This is a genomic window from Escherichia sp. E1V33 (assembly GCF_004211955.1).
Taxonomy (GTDB): domain Bacteria; phylum Pseudomonadota; class Gammaproteobacteria; order Enterobacterales; family Enterobacteriaceae; genus Escherichia.
This window is the reverse complement of sequence record NZ_RHJI01000017.1, coordinates 54,573-81,406: the sequence shown is the minus strand read 5'-3', so window position 1 is coordinate 81,406 and position 26,834 is coordinate 54,573. Positions and strand designations below refer to the sequence as shown.

The window sequence follows — 26,834 nt, the reverse complement described above, 5'->3', positions numbered from 1 at the left end:
AGCAAACGGTGATTTTGAAAAATGGGTAACAACGTCGTCGTACTGGGCACCCAATGGGGTGACGAAGGTAAAGGTAAGATCGTCGATCTTCTGACTGAACGGGCTAAATATGTTGTACGCTACCAGGGCGGTCACAACGCAGGCCATACTCTCGTAATCAACGGTGAAAAAACCGTTCTCCATCTTATTCCATCAGGTATTCTCCGCGAGAATGTAACCAGCATCATCGGTAACGGTGTTGTGCTGTCTCCGGCCGCGCTGATGAAAGAGATGAAAGAACTGGAAGACCGTGGCATCCCCGTTCGTGAGCGTCTGCTGCTGTCTGAAGCATGTCCACTGATCCTTGATTATCACGTTGCGCTGGATAACGCGCGTGAGAAAGCGCGTGGCGCGAAAGCGATCGGCACCACCGGTCGTGGTATCGGGCCTGCTTATGAAGACAAAGTAGCACGTCGCGGTCTGCGTGTTGGCGACCTTTTCGACAAAGAAACCTTCGCTGAAAAACTGAAAGAAGTGATGGAATATCACAACTTCCAGTTGGTTAACTACTACAAAGTTGAAGCGGTTGATTACCAGAAAGTTCTGGATGATACGATGGCTGTTGCCGACATCCTGACTTCTATGGTGGTTGATGTTTCTGACCTGCTCGACCAGGCGCGTCAGCGTGGCGATTTCGTCATGTTCGAAGGTGCGCAGGGTACGCTGCTGGATATCGACCACGGTACTTATCCGTACGTAACTTCTTCCAACACCACTGCTGGTGGCGTGGCGACCGGTTCCGGCCTGGGCCCGCGTTATGTTGATTACGTTCTGGGTATCCTCAAAGCTTACTCCACTCGTGTTGGTGCAGGTCCGTTCCCGACCGAACTGTTTGATGAAACCGGTGAGTTCCTCTGCAAGCAGGGTAACGAATTCGGCGCAACTACGGGCCGTCGTCGTCGTACCGGCTGGCTGGACACCGTTGCCGTGCGTCGTGCGGTACAGCTGAACTCCCTGTCTGGCTTCTGCCTGACTAAACTGGACGTTCTGGATGGCCTGAAAGAGGTGAAACTCTGCGTGGCTTACCGTATGCCAGATGGCCGCGAAGTGACGACCACTCCGCTGGCAGCTGACGACTGGAAAGGTGTAGAGCCGATTTACGAAACCATGCCGGGCTGGTCTGAATCCACCTTCGGCGTGAAAGATCGTAGCGGCCTGCCGCAGGCGGCGCTGAACTACATCAAGCGCATTGAAGAGCTGACCGGTGTGCCGATCGATATCATCTCTACCGGCCCGGATCGTACTGAAACCATGATTCTGCGCGACCCGTTCGACGCGTAATTCTGGTACGCCCGGCAGATATTTTGCCTGCTGGGCTAACAGTGTGATACATTGCTGTGTCGGGTAAGCCATTACGCTATCCGACACAGTGTTAAATCCTCGCTTTTTTCCTTCCCCAAACTGAAATAAATTAGCGACACAGCTTGTGGCTGGTTTATCATCAATATAAATGTATTTTTTCCCGATTTCCCTTTTTTGAGGTTGATGTGCAGTTAACGAGTTTCACTGATTACGGATTACGTGCGCTGATCTACATGGCATCATTGCCAGAAGGGCGGATGACCAGTATTTCTGAAGTGACTGACGTCTACGGCGTCTCCCGTAATCATATGGTCAAAATAATCAATCAACTTAGTCGTGCCGGCTACGTGACTGCTGTTCGTGGAAAAAATGGCGGCATTCGCCTGGGTAAACCGGCGAGTGCGATACGTATTGGTGATGTGGTGCGCGAGCTGGAACCTTTATCGCTGGTGAATTGCAGCAGTGAGTTTTGCCACATTACACCTGCCTGTCGGTTGAAACAGGCACTTTCTAAGGCCGTGCAAAGTTTTCTTACGGAACTGGATAACTACACGCTTGCCGATTTGGTTGAAGAGAATCAACCGCTTTATAAATTATTGCTGGTGGAGTGACGAAAATCTTCATCAGAGATGACAACGGAGGAACCGAGATGTCACAAGATCCTTTCCAGGAACGCGAAGCTGAAAAATACGCGAATCCCATCCCTAGTCGGGAATTTATCCTCGAACATTTAACCAAACGTGAAAAACCGGCCAGCCGTGATGAGCTGGCGGTAGAACTGCACATTGAAGGCGAAGAGCAGCTTGAAGGCCTGCGTCGCCGCCTGCGCGCGATGGAGCGCGATGGTCAACTGGTCTTCACTCGCCGTCAGTGCTATGCGCTGCCGGAACGCCTCGACCTGGTGAAAGGTACCGTTATTGGCCACCGTGATGGCTACGGCTTTCTGCGGGTTGAAGGGCGTAAAGATGATTTGTATCTCTCCAGCGAGCAGATGAAAACCTGCATTCATGGCGATCAGGTGCTGGCGCAGCCGCTGGGCGCTGACCGTAAAGGTCGTCGTGAAGCGCGTATTGTCCGCGTACTGGTGCCAAAAACCAGCCAGATTGTTGGCCGCTACTTTACCGAAGCGGGCGTCGGCTTTGTGGTTCCTGACGACAGCCGTCTGAGCTTCGATATTTTAATCCCGCCCGATCAGATCATGGGCGCTCGGATGGGCTTTGTGGTGGTGGTTGAACTGACCCAACGCCCGACTCGTCGTACCAAAGCGGTGGGTAAAATCGTCGAAGTGCTGGGCGATAATATGGGCACCGGCATGGCGGTTGATATCGCCCTGCGTACCCATGAAATTCCGTACATCTGGCCGCATGCTGTTGAGCAACAGGTTGCCGGGCTGAAAGAAGAAGTGCCGGAAGAAGCAAAAGCGGGTCGTGTCGATCTGCGCGATTTACCGCTGGTCACCATTGATGGCGAAGATGCTCGTGACTTTGACGATGCAGTTTACTGCGAGAAAAAACGCGGCGGCGGCTGGCGTTTATGGGTCGCGATTGCCGACGTCAGTTACTATGTGCGTCCGCCAACACCACTGGACAGCGAAGCGCGTAACCGTGGTACGTCGGTCTATTTCCCTTCGCAGGTTATCCCGATGCTGCCGGAAGTGCTCTCTAACGGTCTGTGTTCGCTCAACCCGCAGGTTGACCGCCTGTGTATGGTGTGCGAGATGACGATTTCGTCGAAGGGCCGCCTGACTGGCTACAAATTCTACGAAGCGGTGATGAGTTCTCACGCGCGTCTGACCTACACCAAAGTCTGGCACATTCTGCAAGGTGATCAGGATCTGCGCGAACAGTATGCGCCGCTGGTTAAGCATCTCGAAGAGCTGCATAACCTCTATAAAGTGCTGGATAAAGCCCGTGAAGAACGCGGCGGGATCTCGTTTGAGAGCGAAGAAGCGAAGTTTATTTTCAACGCTGAACGTCGTATTGAGCGTATCGAACAGACCCAGCGTAACGACGCACACAAGTTAATTGAAGAGTGTATGATTCTGGCGAATATCTCGGCGGCGCGTTTCGTTGAGAAAGCGAAAGAACCGGCACTGTTCCGTATTCACGACAAGCCGAGCACCGAAGCTATTACCTCTTTCCGTTCTGTTCTGGCGGAGCTGGGGCTGGAACTGCCGGGTGGTAATAAGCCGGAACCGCGTGACTACGCGGAGCTGCTGGAGTCGGTTGCCGACCGCCCTGACGCAGAAATGCTGCAAACCATGCTGCTGCGCTCGATGAAACAGGCTATTTACGATCCGGAAAACCGTGGTCACTTCGGTCTGGCATTGCAGTCCTATGCGCACTTTACTTCGCCGATTCGTCGTTATCCTGACCTGACGCTGCATCGCGCCATTAAGTATCTGCTGGCGAAAGAGCAGGGGCATCAGGGCAACACCACTGAAACCGGTGGCTACCATTATTCGATGGAAGAGATGCTGCAACTGGGTCAGCACTGTTCGATGGCGGAACGTCGTGCCGACGAAGCAACGCGCGATGTGGCTGACTGGCTGAAGTGTGACTTCATGCTCGACCAGGTAGGTAACGTCTTTAAAGGCGTAATTTCCAGCGTCACTGGCTTTGGCTTCTTCGTCCGTCTGGACGACTTGTTCATTGATGGGCTGGTCCATGTCTCTTCGCTGGACAATGACTACTATCGCTTTGACCAGGTAGGGCAACGCCTGATGGGTGAATCCAGCGGCCAGACTTATCGCCTGGGCGACCGTGTAGAAGTTCGCGTCGAAGCGGTTAATATGGACGAGCGCAAAATCGACTTTAGCCTGATCTCCAGCGAACGTGCACCGCGCAACGTCGGTAAAACAGCGCGCGAGAAAGCGAAAAAAGGTGATGCAGGCAAAAAAGGCGGCAAGCATCGTCAGGTCGGTAAAAAGGTAAACTTTGAGCCAGACAGCGCCTTCCGCGGTGAGAAAAAAACGAAGCCGAAAGCAGCGAAGAAAGACGCGAGAAAAGCGAAAAAGCCATCGGCGAAAACGCAGAAAATAGCTGCAGCGACCAAAGCGAAGCGTGCGGCGAAGAAAAAAGTGGCAGAGTGATCAATACCCTCTTCAAACAGAAGAGGGTTAGATTGCTGACAAAATGCGCTTTGTTCATGCCGGATGCGGCGTGAACGCCTTATCCGGCCTACATAATCACGCAAATTCAATATATTGCAGGGATCATGTAGGCCGGATAAACGTAGTGCATCAGGCAAAACGTAAACAACGAGTACATTAATGAGCGAAATGATTTACGGCATCCACGCAGTGCAGGCCCTGCTGGAGCGCGCCCCTGAACGTTTTCAGGAAGTCTTTATTTTAAAAGGCCGTGAAGATAAACGTCTGTTACCGCTGATTCACGCCCTTGAGTCTCAGGGCGTGGTTATCCAGCTGGCAAACCGCCAATATCTCGACGAGAAAAGCGACGGTGCCGTGCATCAGGGCATTATCGCCCGCGTGAAGCCAGGACGTCAGTATCAGGAAAACGATCTGCCGGATCTGATCGCTTCGCTCGATCAGCCGTTCCTGCTGATCCTCGACGGTGTAACCGATCCGCACAACCTCGGCGCGTGCCTGCGTAGCGCGGACGCTGCTGGCGTTCACGCGGTGATTGTGCCGAAAGATCGCTCCGCACAGCTCAACGCTACGGCGAAAAAAGTAGCCTGCGGCGCGGCAGAAAGCGTTCCACTGATTCGGGTGACTAACCTTGCGCGCACCATGCGTATGTTGCAGGAAGAGAATATCTGGATCGTCGGTACGGCAGGTGAGGCGGATCATACACTCTATCAGAGCAAAATGACCAGACGCCTGGCGCTGGTGATGGGCGCGGAAGGTGAAGGTATGCGTCGCCTGACCCGTGAACATTGCGATGAGTTGATCAGCATCCCAATGGCAGGAAGTGTTTCTTCCCTGAACGTTTCGGTTGCAACCGGAATTTGCTTATTTGAAGCGGTGCGTCAGCGCAGCTAGTTCCTCTGAATTATGAAAAGCCATCCAGATTTGGATGGTTTTTTTTTGTCTATAGCTGGTAAGATAATTACGTACTGTAAATATTCATTTTATTAATATTTAAACTAAATCTATATGGAATAATATATGACATGGAATCCGTTGGCGCTGGCGACGGCGCTGCAAACTGTACCTGAACAAAATATTGATGTAACAAATAGCGAGAACGCATTAATTATTAAAATGAATGATTATGGCGATTTGCAAATCAATATTCTTTTTACTTCCCGCCAAATGATTATCGAAACCTTTATTTGTCCGGTAAGTAGTATCAGCAATCCAGATGAATTTAATACCTTCTTATTAAGAAATCAGAAGATGATGCCGTTGTCATCGGTAGGAATCTCCAGCGTGCAACAGGAAGAGTATTACATTGTTTTCGGGGCGTTATCGCTTAAATCTTCTCTTGAAGATATCCTGCTTGAGATAACCTCGCTGGTAGATAACGCATTGGATCTGGCTGAAATTACAGAAGAATATTCACACTAATTACAAGGACGGGTATTTATGGGAATTTTAAAAAGTTTATTTACGCTGGGGAAATCGCTTATCTCCCAGGCGGAAGAGTCCATTGAAGAAACCCAGGGTGTGCGCATGCTGGAACAGCATATTCGTGACGCTAAAGCTGAACTCGATAAAGCCGGAAAATCTCGCGTTGATCTGCTGGCGCGGGTGAAATTAAGTCACGATAAGCTGAAAGATTTACGTGAGCGCAAAGCCAGTCTGGAAGCCCGTGCGCTGGAAGCGTTAAGCAAGAACGTTAATCCGTCGTTGATTAACGAAGTTGCTGAAGAAATCGCGCGCCTTGAGAATCTCATTACCGCTGAAGAGCAAGTGTTGTCGAATCTGGAAGTCTCCCGTGATGGCGTGGAAAAAGCAGTTACAGCGACAGCGCAGCGTATCGCTCAGTTTGAGCAGCAAATGGAAGTCGTTAAAGCCACTGAAGCCATGCAGCGTGCACAACAGGCTGTAACAACCTCTACCGTTGGCGCATCTTCCAGCGTTTCGACAGCGGCAGAATCCTTAAAACGCCTGCAAACGCGTCAGGCCGAACGTCAGGCTCGCCTGGATGCTGCCGCACAGTTGGAGAAAGTCGCAGACGGTCGCGACCTTGACGAAAAGCTGGCGGAAGCCGGAATTGGCGGTAGCAATAAAAGTAGCGCCCAGGATGTATTAGCAAGACTGCAACGCCAACAGGGCGAGTAATTTTTTTGCCAGCCTCACTGCAAGGCTGGCAACTATTTTAAGGATAAAATATGTCTGGTTTTTTCCAGCGTCTGTTTGGCAAGGATAATAAGCCTGCTATCGCTCGCGGTCCGCTGGGACTTCATCTCAATAGTGGCTTTACGCTCGACACGTTAGCGTTTCGTTTGCTGGAAGATGAATTGCTGATTGCGTTGCCAGGGGAAGAATACACAGTGGCCGCCGTCAGCCACATCGATCTGGGCGGCGGTAGCCAGATTTTCCGCTACTACACTTCGGGCGATGAATTTCTGCAAATCAATACAACCGGCGGCGAAGATATTGAAGACATTGATGATATCAAGCTCTTTGTCTATGAAGAGAGCTACGGTATCAGTAAAGAGAGTCACTGGCGCGAGGCGATCAACGCCAAAGCGATGGGGGGGATGACCTTAAACTGGCAGGAAAAACGCTGGCAGCGATTTTTTAACAGCGAAGAACCGGGAAATATCGAACCCGTCTACATGCTGGAAAAAGTAGAAAATCAAAATCATGCTAAATGGGAAGTCCATAATTTTACCATGGGCTACCAGCGGCAAGTGACCGAAGATACTTACGAATATTTGCTGCTAAATGGTGAGGAATCTTTTAACGATCTCGGCGAGCCAGAGTGGTTATTTTCGCGCGCGTTGGGTGTCGATATCCCGCTGACATCACTTCATATTATTGGTTAATTACAAGGACGTTTACAATGCATATACTGGATTCACTTCTTGCCTTTAGTGCCTATTTTTTTATTGGCGTGGCTATGGTGATTATTTTTCTGTTTATCTACTCCAAAATTACACCGCACAATGAATGGCAATTAATCAAAAACAATAATACCGCAGCGTCACTGGCGTTCAGCGGTACATTGTTGGGTTACGTGATCCCCTTATCCAGTGCGGCAATCAATGCGGTGAGTATTCCAGACTATTTCGCCTGGGGCGGGATTGCACTGGTGATTCAGTTACTCGTTTTTGCTGGTGTCAGACTTTATATGCCCGCATTAAGCGAAAAAATTATTAATCACAATACCGCAGCAGGAATGTTTATGGGAACCGCCGCGCTGGCTGGCGGTATTTTTAACGCAGCTTGTATGACATGGTAATGGACGATCATGGCCAGAAAACGCAAATCAAGAAATAACAGTAAAATTGGTCACGGAGCGATCAGTCGCATTGGTAGACCGAATAATCCTTTTGAACCGCGTCGCAATCGCTACTCACAAAAATACTTAACGTTGGCGCTAATGGGCGGTGCCGCTTTTTTTGTATTGAAAGGTTGTGGCGATAGTGGCGATGTCGATAACGACGGCGACGGAACGTTTTATTCGACAGTGCAGGATTGTATTGATGACGGTAATAATGCCGACATTTGCGCGCGTGGCTGGAACAACGCCAAAGCGGCATTTTATGCCGATGTTCCGAAGAATATGACTCAGCAAAATTGTCAGTCTAAGTACGAAAATTGCTACTACGACAATATTGAACAGAGTTGGATCCCGGTCGTTTCTGGATTTTTGTTAAGCCGGGTTATTCGTAAAGATCGCGATGAGCCGTTCGTCTATAACAGCGGCGGATCCTCATTTGCTTCCCGCCCCGTCTGGCGCAACACTTCCGGTGATTACTCCTGGCGCTCCGGTTCTGGCAAAAAAGAGTCTTACTCTTCGGGCGGCTTTACCACCAGGAAAGCGTCAACCGTTTCTCGCGGCGGCTATGGTCGTTCTTCCAGCGCCCGTGGGCATTGGGGAGGCTAATCATGCTGAGACACAACGTTCCTGTGCGGCGGGATCTGGACCAGATCGCCGCTGACAACGGTTTCGACTTTCATATCATCGACAATGAAATCTATTGGGATGAGAGTCGGGCCTACCGATTTACCCTGCGCCAGATTGAAGAGCTGATCGAAAAGCCCACTGCGGAACTGCACCAGATGTGCCTCGATGTGGTGGATCGTGCGGTTAAAGATGAACAGATCCTGACGCAACTGGCGATCCCGCCGTTGTACTGGGATGTGATCGCTGAAAGCTGGCGCGCCCGCGATCCTTCGCTGTATGGTCGTATGGATTTTGCCTGGTGTGGCAATGCGCCGGTGAAGCTGCTGGAGTACAACGCTGATACGCCGACCTCGTTGTATGAGTCGGCTTATTTCCAGTGGTTGTGGCTGGAAGATGCCCGGCGCAGCGGTGTTATTCCACGTGACGCCGATCAGTACAATGCCATTCAGGAACGCCTGATTTCACGCTTTAGCGAGCTTTATAGCCGGGAGCCGTTTTATTTCTGCTGCTGTCAGGATACCGACGAAGACAGGACTACCGTGCTGTATTTGCAGGACTGCGCCCAGCAGGCAGGGCAGGAGTCTCGGTTTATCTACATTGAAGATCTCGGTTTGGGCGTCGGCGGCGTACTGACCGATCTTGATGATAACGTCATCCAGCGAGCATTTAAGCTTTATCCGCTGGAGTGGATGATGCGTGACGATAACGGTCCGCTGCTGCGCAAACGTCGTGAGCAGTGGGTGGAACCGTTATGGAAAAGTATCTTGAGTAACAAAGGGCTAATGCCGCTGCTTTGGCGCTTCTTTCCTGGTCATCCTAACCTTCTTGCATCCTGGTTTGAGGGTGAAAAACCGCAGATTGCCGCTGGCGAAAGCTATGTGCGTAAACCAATCTATTCGCGTGAGGGTGGTAACGTCACCATTTTTGACGGCAAGAATAACGTTGTTGACCACGCTGATGGTGATTACGCCGATGAACCGATGATCTACCAGGCGTTTCAACCGCTACCGCGATTTGGCGATAGTTATACGCTGATTGGTAGCTGGATTGTCGATGATGAAGCGTGCGGTATGGGTATCCGCGAAGATAACACGCTGATCACTAAAGACACTTCGCGTTTTGTTCCGCATTACATTGCTGGCTAAGAATGTTTTAGCAATCTCTTTCTGTCAGGAATCCGTGGCAGTGACCATACTAATGGTGACTGCCATTGATGGAGGGAGACACAGTGCACTGGCAAACTCACACTGTTTTTAATCAACCTATACCCTTAAATAACAGTAATTTATACCTGTCTGATGGCGCGCTCTGCGAAGCGGTAACGCGTGAAGGTGCTGGCTGGGATAGCGATTTTCTAGCCAGTATTGGTCAGCAGTTAGGAACGGCTGAATCCCTTGAACTGGGGCGGCTGGCGAATGTGAATCCGCCTGAATTATTGCGCTACGATGCCCAGGGGCAGCGTCTGGACGATGTGCGTTTTCACCCCGCCTGGCACCTGCTGATGCAGGCGTTATGTACCAATCGGGTACATAATCTGGCCTGGGAAGAAGACGCTCGCTCCGGCGCATTTGTGGCGCGGGCGGCGCGTTTTATGTTGCACGCACAGGTTGAGGCAGGGTCGTTATGCCCGATAACCATGACCTTTGCCGCTACGCCATTACTGTTACAGATGCTACCTGCGCCGTTTCAGGACTGGACCACGCCGCTGTTGAGCGATCGCTACGATTCCCACTTATTGCCAGGTGGGCAAAAACGCGGCTTGTTGATTGGCATGGGAATGACGGAAAAGCAGGGCGGTTCCGATGTCATGAGCAACACCACTCGCGCCGAACGTCTGGACGATGGTTCTTATCGGCTGGTGGGGCATAAATGGTTTTTCTCGGTGCCACAAAGCGACGCGCATCTGGTGCTGGCGCAGACCACGGGCGGTTTGTCCTGCTTTTTTGTGCCGAGATTTTTGCCTGACGGCCAACGGAATGCAATTCGCCTGGAACGACTGAAAGATAAGCTGGGTAATCGCTCTAACGCCAGTTGCGAAGTGGAGTTTCAGGACGCCATTGGCTGGTTGTTGGGGCAGGAAGGGGAAGGGATTCGCCTGATCCTGAAAATGGGCGGGATGACGCGTTTTGATTGTGCTCTGGGTAGCCACTCCATGATGCGCCGTGCGTTCTCGCTGGCGATTTATCACGCTCATCAACGCCATGTATTTGGTAATCCGTTAATCGAACAGCCCCTTATGCGCCATGTCTTAAGTCGCATGGCGCTTCAGCTTGAAGGGCAAACGGCGTTGTTGTTTCGTCTGGCGCGGGCCTGGGATCGACGTGCCGATGCCAAAGAAGCCCTGTGGGCGCGCTTATTTACGCCTGCGGCGAAATTTGTGATCTGCAAACGTGGCATTCCATTTGTGGCTGAAGCGATGGAGGTACTGGGCGGTATTGGCTATTGCGAAGAGAGCGAACTACCGCGACTTTATCGGGAGATGCCAGTGAACAGCATCTGGGAAGGTTCTGGCAATATTATGTGCCTTGATGTGCTGCGCGTTCTCAATAAGCAAGCGGGCGTATACGACTTATTGTCGGAAGCATTTGTGGAAGTGAAAGGGCAAGATCGCTATTTTGACCGTGCGGTTCGTCGCTTACAACAGCAACTGCGCAAACCGGCTGAAGAATTGGGACGCGAGATAACACATCAATTATTTTTGCTGGGCTGCGGCGCGCAAATGTTGAAATATGCCTCTCCGCCAATGGCGCAGGCGTGGTGTCAGGTGATGCTAGATACGCGCGGCGGCGTGCGGTTGTCAGAGCAGATCCAGAATGATTTATTGCTGCGGGCGACAGGGGGAGTGTGCTTGTAAGCGTATACGACTGATGCGACGCTGGTTTCGATTAGCTAAATGAAATATGTGAAAATTGTAGGCCGGACAAGGCGCTCGCGCCGCATCCGGCATTGTTCATTCGCTGTAGATAACACTCACGCATACAGTATCGCCTGTACACGCCAGTTATCGGGCTGCTGATCTTCATACATGGTAATAATTCGATACCATGACGCCCCTTGTTCATCGGCCTTTAACGCCACGATACGTTCCACGTCCTGCGGATCCCCTGAAATATTGCTAACCGAGATCTGACCTATTTCATTCAGGCCCGTCACGCAGTCAGCACTGGCGAATTCTGCAGACTGTGCCGTGGCGCTCGCAGGACAAGTCACTAATTGCAGCGAGGGTGAGGCAAGTAATTGTTTCATCGTCAGCTCCATTTTTCGTTTCCCCACATGTTGCAGGGCATTCCATCGCGGTAATAAACGCCCGAGCTTCCCGCCGGTAATTTATTGTGCACAGGTAAACGCATAGGGACGCAAAGCAATGTAAAGCTGGCTGTATAAGTTGTCTGATTTATTTACGGTATATACTCGTCATACTTCAAGTTGCATGTGCTGCGTCTGCGGGTTATTCGGCCCATCCATGGGCCTCACCCCTTACGGGGCCGCTGCAAGCAGCGTTCAAATCCGCTCCATGCGGATTTGTCGCTCACCCCAGTCACTTACTTATGTAAGCTCCTGGGGATCCACTCGCTTGTCGCGTTACTCGGCCTGAGGCCTCGCCCTTTCAGGGCCAACGCAAGCGTTGTTCAAAACGCCCCTGCCGTTTTGTCCTGCAACTCGAATTATTTAGAGTATAAAATGGCTTGTGAATACCACTGTCCTGTCACGATGGTTTCATCCACCATTACGACAACGTAATAATCAGCTTTTGCAGCGACAGCTTTCGCTCTGATTTCTGCTAATGCGTCATCCGGAGAACCCCGTACCATCGTGCTTACGCTACCTATTCGCTGTAACCCTTGCGTCTGGTCGCGGCGAATCTCTTGCGGATGGTCCGTTACTGGCGGTGCGGGTTGTGGCGTGCCTTGCAGTACGCTACAGGCACTTAGCATCAACACCAATAATAAACTGGCAAACCGGTAAATAACGCTATTACGTTTCCTGCTAACCATAGTGTAGTGCCTTATTTATTTAACTTGAGGGGAATGTTCCCGAATTGTTACCTGGTACGCGATTTTCGAATGAAAACGTTGTGAAAGCGTAACCCACATCTCAACATTATGAACTAATACTGCCAGCAGAAACTTGTGCTAAGGATTTCTTCATGTCATACCAGACCCAAAGGAGAAACAGATGATTGAATTAGAATCACGCGTGCTGGCAAATATTCCCGTTCTGCACGCTTATCCCGTAGGGCAAAAAGAAATCCCGTTACCGTGTGTGATTTTTTATCACGGATTTACTTCATCCAGCCTGGTTTATAGCTATTTTGCCGTCGCGCTGGCGCAGGCTGGTTTACGGGTGATCATGCCGGATGCGCCCAATCACGGTAGCCGTTTTAGTGGCGACGCACCGCGACGGTTAAATCAATTCTGGCAAATCTTGCTACAAAGTATGCAGGAATTCACTACCTTACGTGCGGCAATAGCCGAAGAAAAGTGGCTGCTTGATGAACGCCTGGCGGTTGGTGGCGCGTCGATGGGTGCAATGACCGCGCTAGGGATTGCGGCCCGCCATCCTGGAGTGAAATGTACTGCCAGTATGATGGGATCAGGCTATTTCACCTCGCTTGCCCGAACGTTGTTTCCACCATTGCAGCCTGAAACGCCAGCACAGCAAAACGAATTTAATAACATTATTGCTCCACTGGCAGAGTGGGAAGCGACAAACCACCTGGATGAACTGGGAAACAGGCCACTGCTGTTATGGCATGGCCTTGACGATGATGTCGTGCCTGCCGAGGAATCACTACGTTTGCAGCAGGCATTAAGAGAAACGGGGCGAGATAAACAGTTAATCTGTTCATGGCAGCCAGGCGTGCGCCACCGTATTACACCCGAGGCGGTAGATGCCGCCGTAACTTTTTTCTGCCAGCACCTTTAGACACGCAGAATGCTGACCCCTTGTGCTTCCAGCTGTTGTAGGATCTCCGGGTTAGCATTCTTGCCGGTGATCAGCATATCGATTTGATCCGCGCGGCTAAAGAGCATACCCGCGCGTTCACCAATCTTACTGCTATCGACCAGCACTACCAGTTTACCCACCACACTCAACATCTTCTGTTCTGCCATCGCCGTCAGCATATCGGTTTTATACAAACCTTCCGCCGTCAGCCCTTTACCGCTGGTAAACATCCAGTGTCCGGCATAAAGACTATTTTCGCTGCCTTGCGGGCTTAAGGTGATTGACTGGCTTTTGTTGTACTGCCCGCCCATGATAATCACGCTGTCATGTTCCTGATCGATCAGGTAATTAGCCAACGGTAGATAATTAGTGATGATTTGCACTGGCTTGCCACACATTTCCCGCCCGAGCAGAAATGCGGTAGAGCCGCAGTTGATGACCACGCTCTCGCCCGGATTGACCAACTGTGATGCCGCTTTGGCGATACGTACTTTTTCATCGTGATTTTGCGCCTGGTGCAGATTCATCGGCGTCCAACGCGGGCGCTGTTGGGTAATAGCTTCTGCGCCATTGCGCACTTTTTTCAGTTTGCCGCTTTCGTCGAGTTTATTGATATCGCGTCGCGCAGTGGCAGGCGAAATCCCCAGACGCTCAACGACTTTCTCTACGGTCACAAAGCCCAATTGTGCGAGCATTTCCAGGAGGATTTGATGTCTTTGTGCTTCAGTCATGAGCTATTCCGATAAAATTTGATTTTTTTAGATGATATTTGAAATAGCCAGGAAATACTACGCCGGATAGCGCGAACATCTTCACGCTATCCGGTATCAATGACAGATTACAGGAACGATTTGAACGGCAGATCCGGTTCAATAGTGAAGCAATCGTCAAAACCACGCGGATAGTGGTACTCGAAGTTGTCTTTATCCAGCGGCCAGGTGAACTTGCCGCCCACCTGCCAGATAAATGGCTTAAAGCCATATTTCAGACGATCTTTTTTCATCTCCCACAGCACGCGGATCTCCTGCGGATCGGCCTGGAAGTTTGACCAGATATCATGGTGGAATGGGATCACCACTTTAGCATTCAACGCTTCACCCATACGTAACATATCGGCACTGGTCATTTTATCGGTAATACCGCGCGGGTTTTCACCGTAAGATCCTAAAGCCACGTCGATCTGATATTCGTTACCATGTTTTGCATAGTAGTTGGAGTAGTGGGAGTCGCCGCTGTGATACAGCGAACCGCCCGGCGTTTTGAACAGGTAGTTTACTGCGCGATCGTCCATGCCGTCTGGCAGCACGCCTGCCGCTTTTTGATCCGCAGGCAGGGTAATCAGTGCAGTACGGTCGAAGGCGTCAAGCGCATGAATTTCAATGTCTTTCACTTTCACCACGTCGCCCGGTTTAACCACGATGCAACGTTCTTTCGGCACGCCCCAGCCGATCCATAAATCCACGCAGGTTTTCGGTCCGATAAACGGTACATCATCAGCGCAGTTCTGCATCACGGCAGCAGCGACGTTTACGTCGATATGATCGTTGTGATCGTGAGTGGCCAGGACGGCGTCGATCTGGCGAATAGCAAATGGATCAAGAACAAACGGCGTAGTGCGCAGGTTCGGCTGTAGTTTTTTCACGCCAGCCATACGCTGCATCTGGTGACCCTGTTTCATCAGCGGGTTACCGTGACTTTGTTTGCCAGTACCGCACCAAAAATCGACGCAGACGTTGGTGCCGCCTTCCGATTTCAGCCAGATCCCGGTACAACCGAGCCACCACATCGCGAATGTACCAGGAGCTACCTGCTCTTGTTCAATTTCTTCATTCAGCCAGCTACCCCACTCCGGGAAAGTGCTCAGGATCCAGGATTCACGGGTAATACTTTTCACTTTACTCATCGCCATTTACCTTCATGATAGTTCAATTCGAATCAACATGTGATTTGTTTTGATTAATCCTGACACTATTTTTTCAGGAAGGCAATGACCATTTTTTGACTTTTTGCCAGTGGAGTTGTTGTGAATTTGGAGTGTGGAAAGATTTAATGGAATGTGTAATTCAATTAACTTAATGAATTTAAATGATTAATTGTTTCGTTGTGTGAATCCCATATTTTCGTTATGGAATTATTTGTGTGTCGCGTCACATTTAATCATAAATAATCTTGTTGTGATTACTTTTGAAAATTAGAGTGAGTGCACAACATTCCGGGTGTGAGGAATACCCGGTTACCTCTTCTTCAGGAGATCGTTATGGAGATCCTCTACAACATCTTTACCGTGTTTTTTAACCAGGTCATGACCAATGCCCCGTTGTTGCTGGGTATTGTGACCTGTCTGGGCTACATCCTACTGCGCAAAAGTGTCAGCGTTATTATTAAAGGCACGATTAAAACCATAATTGGTTTCATGTTGTTGCAGGCAGGGTCCGGCATCCTCACCAGCACCTTCAAACCGGTGGTGGCGAAAATGTCCGAAGTCTACGGCATTAACGGCGCAATTTCCGATACTTACGCTTCGATGATGGCAACCATCGACCGCATGGGTGATGCCTATAGCTGGGTGGGTTACGCCGTATTGTTAGCGCTGGCGCTGAACATCTGTTACGTGCTGTTGCGTCGCATTACCGGCATTCGCACCATCATGTTGACCGGCCACATCATGTTCCAGCAGGCCGGGTTGATTGCCGTTACGCTGTTTATCTTCGGCTACTCCATGTGGACCACCATTATCTGTACCGCGATTCTGGTTTCGCTCTACTGGGGCATCACTTCCAACATGATGTACAAGCCGACACAAATCGTCACCGATGGTTGCGGCTTCTCCATCGGTCACCAGCAACAGTTTGCGGCGTGGATTGCTTATAAAGTTGCGCCGTTCCTGGGCAAAAAAGAGGAGAGTGTTGAAGACCTCAAATTGCCTGGCTGGCTGAACATTTTCCACGACAACATCGTCTCCACGGCGATTGTGATGACCATCTTCTTTGGCGCCATTCTGCTCTCCTTCGGTATCGACACCGTGCAGGCAATGGCCGGTGAGAAATTGCACTGGACTATCTACATCCTGCAAACCGGTTTTGCTTTTGCGGTGGCGATCTTCATCATCACTCAGGGCGTGCGCATGTTTGTGGCGGAACTCTCTGAAGCGTTTAACGGTATCTCCCAGCGCCTGATCCCAGGTGCGGTTCTGGCGATTGACTGTGCGGCTATCTATAGCTTCGCGCCGAACGCCGTGGTCTGGGGCTTTATGTGGGGCACCATCGGTCAGCTGATTGCAGTTGGTATTCTGGTCGCCTGCGGTTCCTCGATCCTGATTATCCCAGGCTTTATCCCGATGTTCTTCTCCAACGCCACCATCGGCGTGTTCGCTAACCACTTCGGCGGCTGGCGTGCGGCGCTGAAGATTTGTCTGGTGATGGGGATGATCGAAATCTTTGGCTGTGTCTGGGCGGTGAAACTCACCGGTATGAGTGCCTGGATGGGTATGGCGGACTGGTCGATTCTGGCACCGCCGATGATGCAGGGCTTCTTCTCCATCGGTATCGCCTTTATGGCCGTCATCATTGTAATTGCACTGGCTTATATGTTCTTCGCTGGCCGCGCGCTGCGCGCAGAAGAAGATGCAGAAAAACAACTGGCAGAACAGTCTGCTTAATAAGGAGTTTTGATTATGACCGTACGTATTCTGGCTGTGTGTGGCAACGGACAAGGCAGTTCCATGATCATGAAAATGAAAGTGGACCAGTTTTTAACCCAATCAAATATTGACCACACGGTAAATAGCTGCGCGGTTGGCGAATACAAAAGTGAGCTGAACGGTGCGGATATCATCATCGCTTCTACGCACATCGCGGGCGAAATCACCGTTACTGGCAACAAATATGTGGTTGGCGTGCGCAACATGCTCTCTCCTGCCGATTTTGGCCCGAAACTGCTGGAAGTGATCAAAGAGCATTTCCCGCAGGATGTGAAGTAAGGACGCGCCATGAAATTACGTGATTCGCTGGCTGAAAATAAATCCATCCGCCTGCAGGCTGAAGCTGAAACCTGGCAGGACGCGGTGAAAATCGGCGTCGATCTGCTGGTGGCGGCGGACGTTGTCGAGCCGCGCTATTACCAGGCGATTCTGGATGGCGTGGAACAGTTTGGCCCTTATTTCGTTATCGCTCCGGGGCTGGCGATGCCGCATGGGCGTCCGGAAGAGGGCGTGAAGAAAACCGGTTTCTCTCTGGTAACGCTGAAAAAGCCGCTGGAATTTAACCACGAAGATAACGATCCGGTGGATATCCTCATCACCATGGCGGCGGTCGATGCCAACACTCACCAGGAAGTGGGCATCATGCAGATCGTCAACCTGTTTGAAGATGAAGAGAATTTCGACCGTTTACGCGCCTGCCGTACCGAGCAGGAAGTACTGGATTTAATTGACCGCACCAACGCGGCAGCTTAAGAAGGAATTGAACATGTCATTACCAATGTTGCAAGTCGCGCTGGACAACCAGACTATGGATAGCGCCTACGAAACCACTCGCCTGATTGCCGAAGAAGTCGACATTATCGAAGTGGGTACCATTCTGTGCGTGGGCGAAGGCGTGCGTGCGGTTCGCGATCTGAAAGCGCTTTACCCGCACAAAATCGTACTGGCAGACGCCAAAATTGCCGATGCAGGCAAAATCCTCTCTCGTATGTGCTTCGAAGCCAACGCTGACTGGGTGACCGTGATTTGCTGTGCGGATATCAACACCGCCAAAGGCGCGCTGGATGTGGCAAAAGAGTTTAACGGCGACGTGCAGATCGAACTGACCGGTTACTGGACCTGGGAACAGGCGCAGCAGTGGCGCGACGCAGGCATTGGGCAGGTGGTTTATCACCGCAGCCGTGATGCGCAGGCCGCAGGCGTGGCATGGGGTGAAGCGGACATTACCGCGATCAAACGTCTTTCCGATATGGGCTTCAAAGTAACCGTCACCGGTGGCCTGGCGCTGGAAGATCTGCCGCTGTTCAAAGGCATTCCGATTCATGTATTTATCGCGGGTCGTAGCATCCGTGATGCCGCTTCTCCGGTGGAAGCCGCGCGTCAGTTCAAACGTTCCATCGCTGAACTGTGGGGCTAAGGAGCGGATATGTTGTCCAAACAAATCCCGCTTGGCATCTATGAAAAAGCGCTCCCCGCCGGGGAGTGCTGGCTGGAACGGCTGCAACTGGCAAAAACGTTAGGCTTCGATTTTGTCGAAATGTCGGTAGATGAAACTGACGATCGCCTGTCGCGCCTCGACTGGAGCCGCGAACAGCGTCTGGCACTGGTCAACGCGATTGTTGAAACCGGCGTACGCGTACCGTCAATGTGCCTTTCTGCTCATCGTCGTTTCCCGCTGGGTAGCGAAGATGACGCGGTGCGGGCGCAGGGGCTGGAGATTATGCGTAAAGCCATCCAGTTCGCCCAGGACGTTGGTATTCGCGTGATCCAGCTGGCGGGCTATGACGTTTACTATCAGGAAGCCAATAACGAAACGCGTCGTCGTTTCCGTGACGGGCTGAAAGAGAGCGTTGAGATGGCAAGCCGCGCGCAGGTGACGCTGGCGATGGAGATCATGGATTATCCGTTGATGAACTCCATCAGCAAGGCGCTGGGCTACGCGCACTATCTCAACAACCCGTGGTTCCAGCTCTACCCGGATATCGGTAACCTGTCGGCGTGGGACAACGACGTGCAGATGGAGTTGCAGGCCGGAATCGGGCATATCGTCGCGGTGCATGTTAAAGACACCAAACCGGGCGTCTTTAAAAACGTGCCGTTTGGCGAAGGTATAGTGGATTTCGAACGTTGCTTTGAAACGCTCAAACAGAGTGGCTATTGCGGGCCGTACCTGATTGAGATGTGGAGCGAAACGGCGGAAGACCCGGCGGCAGAAGTGGCAAAAGCGCGTGATTGGGTGAAAGCGCGCATGGCCAAAGCTGGCATGGTGGAGGCGGCATAATGCAAAAGCTAAAACAGCAAGTGTTTGAAGCCAACATGGATCTGCCGCGCTACGGGCTGGTGACCTTTACCTGGGGCAACGTCAGCGCCATTGACCGCGAACGCGGGCTGGTGGTGATCAAGCCCAGCGGTGTCGCCTACGAAACCATGAAAGCGGACGATATGGTGGTGGTTGATATGAGCGGCAAGGTGGTGGAAGGGGAGTATCGCCCGTCTTCCGATACTGCGACGCATCTCGAACTCTACCGTCGTTACCCGTCGCTTGGCGGCATTGTCCATACCCACTCCACTCATGCTACCGCATGGGCGCAGGCGGGGCTGGCGATCCCGGCGTTAGGCACCACGCACGCCGACTACTTCTTTGGCGACATCCCGTGTACGCGCGGGTTAAGCGAAGAAGAGGTGCAGGGTGAGTACGAACTGAACACTGGCAAAGTGATTATCGAAACGCTGGGCAACGCCGAACCGCTGTACACACCGGGGATTGTGGTGTATCAGCACGGGCCGTTCGCCTGGGGGAAAGATGCTCACGATGCGGTGCATAACGCGGTGGTGATGGAAGAAGTGGCGAAAATGGCGTGGATTGCCCGCGGCATTAACCCACAACTGAGTCACATCGACAGCTACCTCATGAATAAACACTTCATGCGTAAGCATGGTCCCAACGCCTATTACGGGCAGAAGTAAAACACGCGCTGCGGAAATTTCCTTATTCGGGAGATAACTGGTCTGATTCCGCAGCCGTTTTTCAAAAAAATGCCCCCGGAGAAGGGGGCAAAGCAAACTATGGCAATGTTTCGTTGGTTATACCTGGTGCTAGCGATAAATATCCGCGCTGGCGTGCATATTGCCGTTACTCCCCGGTTCTCGCATCAGAATTACGTGGTAGTACGTTGCGCCTTGCGCATCTGTCTCTTCATTTAATGCCTGACGTGCTTCACTTTCAGTGGCGAAGTTATGATTGATATAAATCACGCCTAAGCTTTGCACATCGTCCATATTTCTGGCCTGGTGGTTATTAATTTCAATGGCTGCCCATGTATTTGCACTTAGCAAAAGCACAGCCAGAAGGGCTAAAACACGACTGAACATAGATACCTCCTCGACGGCTGACTTTGTGTGCTCTCCTCTGTGATGATCTTCTGATTTAATTTTAATCAATGATAAAGAATTTGATGGTGACCATTTCTGATGCAGTTGTTCGAAAAAACACTGTGACGGAATGTGATGAACTTCAAATCAGCGAGTTAGTCCTTTTGAGCGAAAGATGAGATTTATTTGTCGGCTGGCCTTGAGTTTGGCGGGGTATGTCAGTACTATAACGCGTCATTTTTCAGCCGACCTTTAACACGTTCCTTGCCTCCCCGGGATTCGGCTGACCCAGACAGGAGGCTGAATAATCCGTAAGGAGCAATTCGATGCGTCATTACGAAATCGTTTTTATGGTCCATCCTGACCAGAGCGAACAGGTTCCGGGCATGATCGAGCGCTACACTGCTGCCATCACTGGTGCAGAAGGCAAGATCCACCGTCTGGAAGACTGGGGCCGCCGTCAGCTGGCTTACCCGATCAACAAACTGCACAAAGCTCACTACGTTCTGATGAACGTTGAAGCTCCGCAGGAAGTGATCGATGAGCTGGAAACTACCTTCCGCTTCAACGATGCCGTTATCCGCAGCATGGTTATGCGTACCAAGCACGCTGTTACCGAAGCATCTCCGATGGTTAAAGCGAAAGACGAGCGCCGTGAGCGTCGCGATGATTTCGCAAACGAAACCGCTGATGATGCTGAAGCTGGGGATTCTGAAGAGTAATTTCTGATGACCAACCGTCTGGTGTTGTCCGGCACCGTGTGCAGGGCTCCCCTTCGAAAGGTCAGTCCATCAGGAATTCCTCACTGCCAGTTCGTGCTTGAGCATCGTTCTGTGCAGGAGGAAGCCGGTTTTCACCGGCAGGCGTGGTGCCAAATGCCCGTTATTGTTAGCGGACACGAAAACCAGGCCATTACTCACAGTATAACGGTCGGCAGTCGCATAACCGTTCAGGGGTTCATTTCATGCCACAAGGCAAAGAACGGACTGAGCAAAATGGTTTTGCATGCCGAGCAGATTGAATTGATAGATTCTGGAGACTAGCCATATGGCACGTTATTTCCGTCGTCGCAAGTTCTGCCGTTTCACCGCGGAAGGCGTTCAAGAGATCGACTATAAAGATATCGCTACGCTGAAAAACTACATCACCGAAAGCGGTAAGATTGTCCCAAGCCGTATCACCGGTACCCGTGCAAAATACCAGCGTCAGCTGGCTCGCGCTATCAAACGCGCTCGCTACCTGTCCCTGCTGCCGTACACTGATCGCCATCAGTAATCGGTCACGGTCCATTAATACGACTTTGAGAGGATAAGGTAATGCAAGTTATTCTGCTTGATAAAGTAGCAAACCTGGGTAGCCTGGGTGATCAGGTAAACGTTAAAGCGGGCTATGCTCGTAACTTCCTGGTACCGCAGGGTAAAGCTGTTCCAGCTACCAAGAAAAACATTGAATTCTTCGAAGCACGTCGCGCTGAACTGGAAGCTAAACTGGCTGAAGTTCTGGCAGCAGCTAATGCTCGCGCTGAGAAAATCAATGCACTGGAAACTGTTACCATCGCGTCTAAAGCTGGCGACGAAGGTAAACTGTTCGGTTCCATCGGTACTCGCGACATCGCTGACGCTGTAACTGCAGCTGGCGTTGAAGTGGCTAAGAGCGAAGTTCGTCTGCCGAACGGCGTTCTGCGTACCACTGGCGAACACGAAGTGAGCTTCCAGGTTCACAGCGAAGTATTCGCGAAAGTGATCGTAAACGTAGTAGCTGAATAATTCGTTATTCAACGAGACGTAAAAACGCCGACCTTGTGTCGGCGTTTTGCTTTCTATTAGTTGAATGTGCACAGAAAAAAGAATCAATTTTAATAAAAATAAGTTTGTTTTCTGAAGTGGTGACAATAGTGGATGGGGATAGATATTAATATCAAAAATCACACATCATGGATATAACGAAGCACCAGGGAGTAAATGATTTCCACGCCTTCCACCAAACGTTCTTGTTGTGTGGCATGTGATTATTCTACGTTGTCGGCATCGGGGCGATCGTTAATCAGCAGGTTAAACCAGCTACAAAAAGCAATTGAAAAAATCATTGATTTTACCTGGGATTATTATATTTCTAACCCCTGGTTTTTAAAAATTGTGCATAGTGAAAACCAGAGTAAAGGTGTTCATTATGCAAAATCGCTGCGCCTTCAGAATATTAACCATGCGCACTGGCAGTTGATAGAATCCTTGCTGGCTGAAGGGAAGAAACTCAATATTTTTAAGCCAGATATCGATCCGTTGCAGGTGAATATTAATATTGCTGCGCTTGGGGGATATTATTTGATCAACCAGCATACGCTTGGCCAGGTTTATCACATCAGCATGGTTTCACCCCAGGCACTGGAAGCCAGACGTAAGGTCATCAAAGAGACGATCCTTAGCTGGCTTCTGGTTGACCCTTCATCTACCGCGCGCGAATAAAACTGCCATCTGGCTGGCGGGTAAACAAGACCTGTTGATTATTCCCCGTATCAATGGTTAAGCCCGTCACCACGCCGCTGGCGTTCTGGCGGATTTTCACCATCTGTCCATTTTGCAAATTACTTAATGGTTTACCTGCGCCTTCTACCTGCGCCATTGCGTATACATCGGTAGGAGGCAGACCGTGGTCACGGAACAGCTGTGCCATCGTTTTGCCGGCTTCGACACGGTAAGAGCGCCATTGATTGTCAATGCCGCTATCTGGCTGGAAAGGTTGCGTTTGCGTAGCTTGCGGCTGCTCTTCCGGTTGGCCTTCCTGTATTGGTTCTGGAGCGACCGGAGCAACTTGATCCGGATCGTTCTGCGGCGTAACTAGCTGCGCCCGAAGCTGTTCTTCTGTCGGCGGCTGGGATTGCGACTGAATATCCAGCTGCGCTTCACGCGTCACGACGGGGGCGTCGGGCGCATCCTCAGACGGAAGTAGAAAACCGACCACCAAAATAATGGCGGCAATAATAATCCCCCGACGATGCATCGGTGGTAGCGGATCCATGAAGCGAAAGTTGTCCGGCGCGTGCCAGACCTTCTCCAGGGTTGGTTTTAGTTCAAAGCGCCCGGGCATGGTTTCCTCCTGCTCCGCGTCTTGTTCCTCAATCATAGCCTATGAATAAGCTAACGCTATGATGTCCGTGGTAAACCCGCCTTTATTATATTCATACGGGATATTGCTATTGTTTCTTTTTCCCCGGGATTTGTCATCACTCTCGCGACAAAGTTTTACCCAAGGAAGTGTGGCTGATATGCTGCCCGTTACTTTATACCCTGAGGAAGGAAATACGATGACCACCCCAACTTTTGACACCATCGAAGCGCAAGCAAGCTACGGCATTGGTTTGCAGGTAGGGCAACAACTGAGTGAATCTGGTCTGGAAGGGCTGCTGCCAGAAGCGCTGGTTGCAGGTATTGCCGACGCACTGGAAGGCAAACATCCGGCTGTTCCGGTTGATGTGGTGCACCGCGCGCTGCGTGAAATCCATGAACGTGCCGATGCTGTTCGTCGTCAGCGTTTCCAGTCGATGGCTGCTGAAGGTGTTAAATATCTTGAAGAAAACGCTAAAAAAGAAGGCGTAAACAGCACCGAATCCGGCCTGCAATTCCGCGTGATCAACCAGGGCGAAGGCGCAATTCCTGCCCGTACCGACCGCGTTCGCGTTCATTACACCGGTAAACTGATCGACGGCACCGTGTTTGACAGCTCTGTTGCTCGTGGTGAACCCGCTGAATTCCCGGTTAATGGCGTGATCCCTGGCTGGATTGAAGCACTGACTCTGATGCCGGTAGGTTCTAAATGGGAACTGACTATCCCGCAGGAACTGGCATATGGCGAGCGCGGCGCAGGCGCATCCATCCCTCCGTTCAGCACCCTGGTGTTTGAAGTCGAACTGCTGGAAATCCTCTAAGCAGCGCATTCTGTTCCCCTCGAACCAGAGGGGAGCCGGTATTCAGCAATAAACCCTTCAGTTTGCCAAACGGCGCTATTTTGTGTTGCAAAGACCCCGTAAGCGTGTATTTTTGTGAGCTGTTTCGCGTTATCACCGTGATATGACACTCACTTTAAACATAAAATTAACATTAGATCTAAATCTTAGTATTCATCCCGCGTATTGTTACCTAATATCGATGAGTCCCGATACAGATTCGTCGTATCATAGACTGACTAAAGGCCGTAGAGCCTGAACAACACAGACAGGTACAGGAAGAAAAAAACATGGTAGATCAGGTAAAAGTCGTTGCCGATGATCAGGCTCCGGCTGAACAGTCGCTACGGCGCAATCTCACAAACCGACATATTCAGCTTATTGCCATTGGCGGTGCCATTGGTACGGGGTTGTTTATGGGGTCTGGCAAAACGATTAGCCTTGCCGGGCCGTCGATCATTTTCGTTTATATGATCATTGGTTTTATGCTCTTTTTCGTGATGCGGGCAATGGGGGAATTGCTGCTTTCGAATCTGGAATACAAATCTTTTAGTGACTTCGCTTCCGATTTACTCGGGCCGTGGGCAGGATATTTCACCGGCTGGACTTACTGGTTCTGCTGGGTTGTAACCGGTATGGCAGACGTGGTGGCGATCACGGCTTATGCTCAGTTCTGGTTCCCCGATCTCTCCGACTGGGTCGCCTCGCTGGCGGTGATAGTGCTGCTGCTGACGCTTAACCTCGCCACCGTGAAAATGTTCGGTGAGATGGAGTTCTGGTTTGCGATGATCAAAATCGTCGCCATTGTGTCGCTGATTGTCGTCGGCCTGGTCATGGTGGCGATGCACTTTCAGTCACCGACCGGTGTGGAAGCGTCATTCGCGCATTTGTGGAATGACGGCGGCTGGTTCCCGAAAGGTTTAAGTGGCTTCTTTGCCGGATTCCAGATAGCGGTTTTCGCTTTCGTGGGGATTGAGCTGGTAGGTACAACAGCTGCGGAAACCAAAGATCCGGAGAAATCACTGCCACGCGCGATTAACTCCATTCCGATCCGTATCATTATGTTCTACGTCTTCGCGCTGATTGTGATTATGTCCGTGACGCCGTGGAGTTCGGTAGTCCCGGAGAAAAGCCCGTTTGTTGAACTGTTTGTGTTGGTAGGTTTGCCTGCGGCTGCCAGCGTGATCAACTTTGTGGTGCTGACCTCTGCGGCGTCTTCCGCTAACAGCGGCGTCTTCTCTACCAGCCGTATGCTGTTTGGTCTGGCGCAGGAAGGTGTTGCGCCGAAAGCGTTCGCTAAACTTTCTAAGCGCGCAGTACCCGCGAAAGGGCTGACGTTCTCGTGTATCTGTCTGCTCGGCGGCGTGGTGATGTTGTATGTGAATCCTAGTGTGATTGGCGCGTTCACGATGATTACAACCGTTTCCGCGATTCTGTTTATGTTCGTCTGGACAATTATCCTTTGCTCGTACCTGGTGTACCGCAAACAGCGTCCTCATCTGCATGAGAAGTCGATCTACAAGATGCCGCTCGGCAAGCTGATGTGCTGGGTATGTATGGCGTTCTTTGTGTTCGTGGTCGTGTTGCTGACACTGGAAGATGACACTCGCCAGGCGCTGCTGGTCACTCCGCTGTGGTTTATCGCGCTGGGGTTGGGCTGGCTGTTTATTGGTAAGAAACGGGCTGCTGAACTGCGGAAATAACCGCATTATCATGCTGGATGGCGCAATGCCATCCAGCTTTTAGATCACTCACCCGCCAGCGCGCGTGGGAACAGTACATTGTTTTCCAGACTGATGTGATCCATCAGGTCATCAATCAATTCATTAATACCGTTATACATCGCTTTCCAGGTGGTGCAGGCTTCTGGCGGCGGCGTGACGTTATTGGTGGTGTGTTTAATCACTTCCAGCAGTTCGCCCGCTTCATCGTGCTCGCTTTCCATTACGCTGATTGGCCCCATCGCCTGGCTGCCCATGCCTTGTTTAATCATCGGGAAGAGAATTTGCTCTTCTTTCATCATGTGGCTGGAAAGCTCTTCATGCAGCATGGTCAGGTATTTTGTCAGCCCTTTTGGCACGCTCGGTTTGTCGGCGTGAACGCGCTCGACTTTAGTCGCTTGCAGGATCAGCTCCGGCAGCTGCTCGCGGTGACGATCGTGGTAGCGCACGATGATATGGTCGATGATTTCCGCCAGTGGCGCGCTACGCCAGTCTTTCTCAATCGGTTGTTCAGCAAGCTTTGCCAGCTCGGCTTCAATGATCTCAACATCCAGCTCTTTACGTGCCGCCGCGCGCGCCAGCGTCTGCTTACCGCCGCAGCAGTAATCCATATCATATTTACGAAACAGAGCCGAAGCGCGAGGAATAGAGAGCGCCAGTTCACCTAAAGGTTGGTCGCGATAAGCCATAGCTGATACCTCATTCTTAATAAGATAAGATGTATTTTAAATGCATCTTTAAGGTAAAAGCTATAACCCTTACGTAGCAGA

31 protein-coding genes and 1 pseudogene are annotated in these 26,834 nt (G+C 51.1%); 25 read left to right on the top strand and 7 right to left on the bottom strand.

The window, feature by feature from the left end; genetic code table 11:
* The first annotated feature begins 21 nt into the window (after window positions 1-21).
* From purA to D9742_RS15840, 11 genes are all read left to right on the top strand, one after another.
* Complete coding sequence (gene purA / locus D9742_RS15890) at window positions 22-1,320, top strand: adenylosuccinate synthase (protein ID WP_000527963.1); 1,299 nt, start codon at window positions 22-24, stop codon at window positions 1,318-1,320.
* Window positions 1,321-1,526: 206 nt separating this feature from the next.
* Window positions 1,527-1,952, top strand: a complete 426-nt coding sequence (gene nsrR / locus D9742_RS15885; RefSeq protein ID WP_001177639.1) for a nitric oxide-sensing transcriptional repressor NsrR — start codon at window positions 1,527-1,529, stop codon at window positions 1,950-1,952.
* Between the two features lie 38 nt (window positions 1,953-1,990).
* Window positions 1,991-4,432 (top strand): ribonuclease R, encoded by a 2,442-nt coding sequence (gene rnr, locus D9742_RS15880; protein ID WP_130237536.1) that lies wholly within the window; start codon window positions 1,991-1,993, stop codon window positions 4,430-4,432.
* 180 nt (window positions 4,433-4,612) lie between these two features.
* Entirely contained in the window at window positions 4,613-5,344 is a 732-nt protein-coding gene (gene rlmB / locus D9742_RS15875) for a 23S rRNA (guanosine(2251)-2'-O)-methyltransferase RlmB (protein WP_130237535.1), read from the top strand.
* A gap of 126 nt (window positions 5,345-5,470) precedes the next feature.
* Window positions 5,471-5,872 (top strand): DUF2170 family protein, encoded by a 402-nt coding sequence (locus D9742_RS15870; protein ID WP_000220128.1) that lies wholly within the window; start codon window positions 5,471-5,473, stop codon window positions 5,870-5,872.
* 18 nt (window positions 5,873-5,890) lie between these two features.
* Complete coding sequence (locus D9742_RS15865; protein WP_115224218.1) at window positions 5,891-6,589, top strand: PspA/IM30 family protein; 699 nt, start codon at window positions 5,891-5,893, stop codon at window positions 6,587-6,589.
* A 50-nt stretch (window positions 6,590-6,639) separates the two neighbouring features.
* Window positions 6,640-7,299: a YjfK family protein gene (locus D9742_RS15860; RefSeq protein WP_089617688.1), complete on the top strand. Its 660-nt coding sequence runs from the start codon at window positions 6,640-6,642 to the stop codon at window positions 7,297-7,299.
* A gap of 17 nt (window positions 7,300-7,316) precedes the next feature.
* Window positions 7,317-7,715 (top strand): DUF350 domain-containing protein, encoded by a 399-nt coding sequence (locus D9742_RS15855; protein ID WP_000547760.1) that lies wholly within the window; start codon window positions 7,317-7,319, stop codon window positions 7,713-7,715.
* A gap of 9 nt (window positions 7,716-7,724) precedes the next feature.
* Complete coding sequence (locus tag D9742_RS15850; RefSeq protein WP_130237534.1) at window positions 7,725-8,363, top strand: DUF1190 domain-containing protein; 639 nt, start codon at window positions 7,725-7,727, stop codon at window positions 8,361-8,363.
* Window positions 8,364-8,365: 2 nt separating this feature from the next.
* Window positions 8,366-9,529, top strand: a complete 1,164-nt coding sequence (locus D9742_RS15845; protein ID WP_130237533.1) for a glutathionylspermidine synthase family protein — start codon at window positions 8,366-8,368, stop codon at window positions 9,527-9,529.
* A gap of 83 nt (window positions 9,530-9,612) precedes the next feature.
* Window positions 9,613-11,238: an isovaleryl-CoA dehydrogenase gene (locus tag D9742_RS15840; protein WP_130237532.1), complete on the top strand. Its 1,626-nt coding sequence runs from the start codon at window positions 9,613-9,615 to the stop codon at window positions 11,236-11,238.
* 116 nt (window positions 11,239-11,354) lie between these two features.
* Here the strand turns inward: D9742_RS15840 and yjfN are convergent, their stop codons facing one another.
* Window positions 11,355-11,630, bottom strand: a complete 276-nt coding sequence (gene yjfN, locus D9742_RS15835; RefSeq protein WP_001517630.1) for a DUF1471 family protease activator YjfN — start codon at window positions 11,628-11,630, stop codon at window positions 11,355-11,357.
* A gap of 419 nt (window positions 11,631-12,049) precedes the next feature.
* Entirely contained in the window at window positions 12,050-12,379 is a 330-nt protein-coding gene (gene bsmA, locus D9742_RS15830) for a biofilm peroxide resistance protein BsmA (protein WP_130237531.1), read from the bottom strand.
* 181 nt (window positions 12,380-12,560) lie between these two features.
* Between bsmA and yjfP the strand changes: the two genes are divergently transcribed.
* Entirely contained in the window at window positions 12,561-13,310 is a 750-nt protein-coding gene (gene yjfP / locus D9742_RS15825) for an esterase (protein ID WP_130237530.1), read from the top strand.
* Here the strand turns inward: yjfP and ulaR are convergent.
* Complete coding sequence (ulaR, locus tag D9742_RS15820) at window positions 13,307-14,062, bottom strand: HTH-type transcriptional regulator UlaR (protein ID WP_000133631.1); 756 nt, start codon at window positions 14,060-14,062, stop codon at window positions 13,307-13,309. The two genes, yjfP and ulaR, sit on opposite strands and share 4 nt — an antisense overlap.
* Window positions 14,063-14,169: 107 nt before the next feature.
* Window positions 14,170-15,234 (bottom strand): L-ascorbate 6-phosphate lactonase, encoded by a 1,065-nt coding sequence (ulaG, locus tag D9742_RS15815; RefSeq protein ID WP_001517631.1) that lies wholly within the window; start codon window positions 15,232-15,234, stop codon window positions 14,170-14,172.
* A gap of 354 nt (window positions 15,235-15,588) precedes the next feature.
* Between ulaG and ulaA the strand changes: the two genes are divergently transcribed.
* Genes ulaA through ulaF form a run of 6 tightly spaced genes read left to right on the top strand, consistent with a single transcriptional unit; the run spans window position 15,589 to window position 19,998 of the window.
* The gene (gene ulaA / locus D9742_RS15810) at window positions 15,589-16,989 is read left to right on the top strand and encodes a PTS ascorbate transporter subunit IIC (RefSeq protein WP_130237529.1); all 1,401 of its coding nucleotides are present in this window, start codon (window positions 15,589-15,591) and stop codon (window positions 16,987-16,989) included.
* 15 nt (window positions 16,990-17,004) lie between these two features.
* Window positions 17,005-17,310 (top strand): PTS ascorbate transporter subunit IIB, encoded by a 306-nt coding sequence (ulaB, locus tag D9742_RS15805; RefSeq protein WP_000218355.1) that lies wholly within the window; start codon window positions 17,005-17,007, stop codon window positions 17,308-17,310.
* Between the two features lie 9 nt (window positions 17,311-17,319).
* A complete protein-coding gene (ulaC, locus tag D9742_RS15800) occupies window positions 17,320-17,784 on the top strand; it encodes a PTS ascorbate transporter subunit IIA (RefSeq protein WP_021564805.1) in 465 nt (154 codons plus the stop codon).
* 13 nt (window positions 17,785-17,797) lie between these two features.
* Entirely contained in the window at window positions 17,798-18,448 is a 651-nt protein-coding gene (ulaD, locus tag D9742_RS15795) for a 3-keto-L-gulonate-6-phosphate decarboxylase UlaD (RefSeq protein WP_000056749.1), read from the top strand.
* 9 nt (window positions 18,449-18,457) lie between these two features.
* Window positions 18,458-19,312, top strand: a complete 855-nt coding sequence (gene ulaE / locus D9742_RS15790; protein WP_130237528.1) for an L-ribulose-5-phosphate 3-epimerase UlaE — start codon at window positions 18,458-18,460, stop codon at window positions 19,310-19,312.
* A complete protein-coding gene (gene ulaF, locus D9742_RS15785; RefSeq protein ID WP_130237527.1) occupies window positions 19,312-19,998 on the top strand; it encodes an L-ribulose-5-phosphate 4-epimerase UlaF in 687 nt (228 codons plus the stop codon). Before ulaE ends, ulaF begins: the two co-directional genes overlap by 1 nt.
* Before the next feature lie 129 nt (window positions 19,999-20,127).
* Here the strand turns inward: ulaF and yjfY are convergent, their stop codons facing one another.
* The gene (gene yjfY, locus D9742_RS15780) at window positions 20,128-20,403 is read right to left on the bottom strand and encodes a DUF1471 family protein YjfY (protein ID WP_000492914.1); all 276 of its coding nucleotides are present in this window, start codon (window positions 20,401-20,403) and stop codon (window positions 20,128-20,130) included.
* A gap of 326 nt (window positions 20,404-20,729) precedes the next feature.
* Here yjfY and rpsF point away from each other — a divergent pair, with 326 nt between their 5' ends.
* The 5 genes and pseudogenes from rpsF to D9742_RS15755 form a co-directional block, all read left to right on the top strand.
* Window positions 20,730-21,125 carry a 30S ribosomal protein S6 gene (gene rpsF, locus D9742_RS15775; protein WP_001216676.1) on the top strand — a complete coding sequence of 132 codons (396 nt, stop codon included), beginning with the start codon at window positions 20,730-20,732 and terminating at the stop codon, window positions 21,123-21,125.
* Between the two features lie 6 nt (window positions 21,126-21,131).
* Window positions 21,132-21,446 carry a primosomal replication protein N gene (gene priB / locus D9742_RS15770; RefSeq protein ID WP_001315977.1) on the top strand — a complete coding sequence of 105 codons (315 nt, stop codon included), beginning with the start codon at window positions 21,132-21,134 and terminating at the stop codon, window positions 21,444-21,446.
* Between the two features lie 4 nt (window positions 21,447-21,450).
* Window positions 21,451-21,678, top strand: coding sequence for a 30S ribosomal protein S18 (gene rpsR / locus D9742_RS15765; RefSeq protein WP_000135199.1), 228 nt, complete (start codon window positions 21,451-21,453; stop codon window positions 21,676-21,678).
* Between the two features lie 41 nt (window positions 21,679-21,719).
* Window positions 21,720-22,169: a 50S ribosomal protein L9 gene (gene rplI, locus D9742_RS15760; RefSeq protein ID WP_001196062.1), complete on the top strand. Its 450-nt coding sequence runs from the start codon at window positions 21,720-21,722 to the stop codon at window positions 22,167-22,169.
* A gap of 297 nt (window positions 22,170-22,466) precedes the next feature.
* Window positions 22,467-22,865 (top strand): annotated as a pseudogene (locus D9742_RS15755) (TetR/AcrR family transcriptional regulator); the annotation flags it as partial.
* On the opposite strand, the gene ytfB reads toward D9742_RS15755, so the two are convergent.
* Entirely contained in the window at window positions 22,849-23,487 is a 639-nt protein-coding gene (gene ytfB / locus D9742_RS15750) for a cell division protein YtfB (RefSeq protein ID WP_130221758.1), read from the bottom strand. The pseudogene D9742_RS15755 and the gene ytfB sit on opposite strands and share 17 nt — an antisense overlap.
* Window positions 23,488-23,704: 217 nt before the next feature.
* On the opposite strand from ytfB, the gene fklB reads away from it, so the two are divergent.
* Both fklB and cycA read left to right on the top strand, forming a co-directional pair.
* On the top strand, window positions 23,705-24,325 hold the full coding sequence (gene fklB, locus D9742_RS15745) for an FKBP-type peptidyl-prolyl cis-trans isomerase (RefSeq protein ID WP_064525832.1): 621 nt from the start codon (window positions 23,705-23,707) through the stop codon (window positions 24,323-24,325).
* 308 nt (window positions 24,326-24,633) lie between these two features.
* Window positions 24,634-26,046, top strand: coding sequence for a D-serine/D-alanine/glycine transporter (gene cycA / locus D9742_RS15740; RefSeq protein ID WP_000228346.1), 1,413 nt, complete (start codon window positions 24,634-24,636; stop codon window positions 26,044-26,046).
* A 44-nt stretch (window positions 26,047-26,090) separates the two neighbouring features.
* Here the strand turns inward: cycA and ytfE are convergent, their stop codons facing one another.
* Window positions 26,091-26,753, bottom strand: a complete 663-nt coding sequence (gene ytfE, locus D9742_RS15735) for an iron-sulfur cluster repair protein YtfE (RefSeq protein ID WP_130237526.1) — start codon at window positions 26,751-26,753, stop codon at window positions 26,091-26,093.
* Window positions 26,754-26,834: the final 81 nt, after the last annotated feature.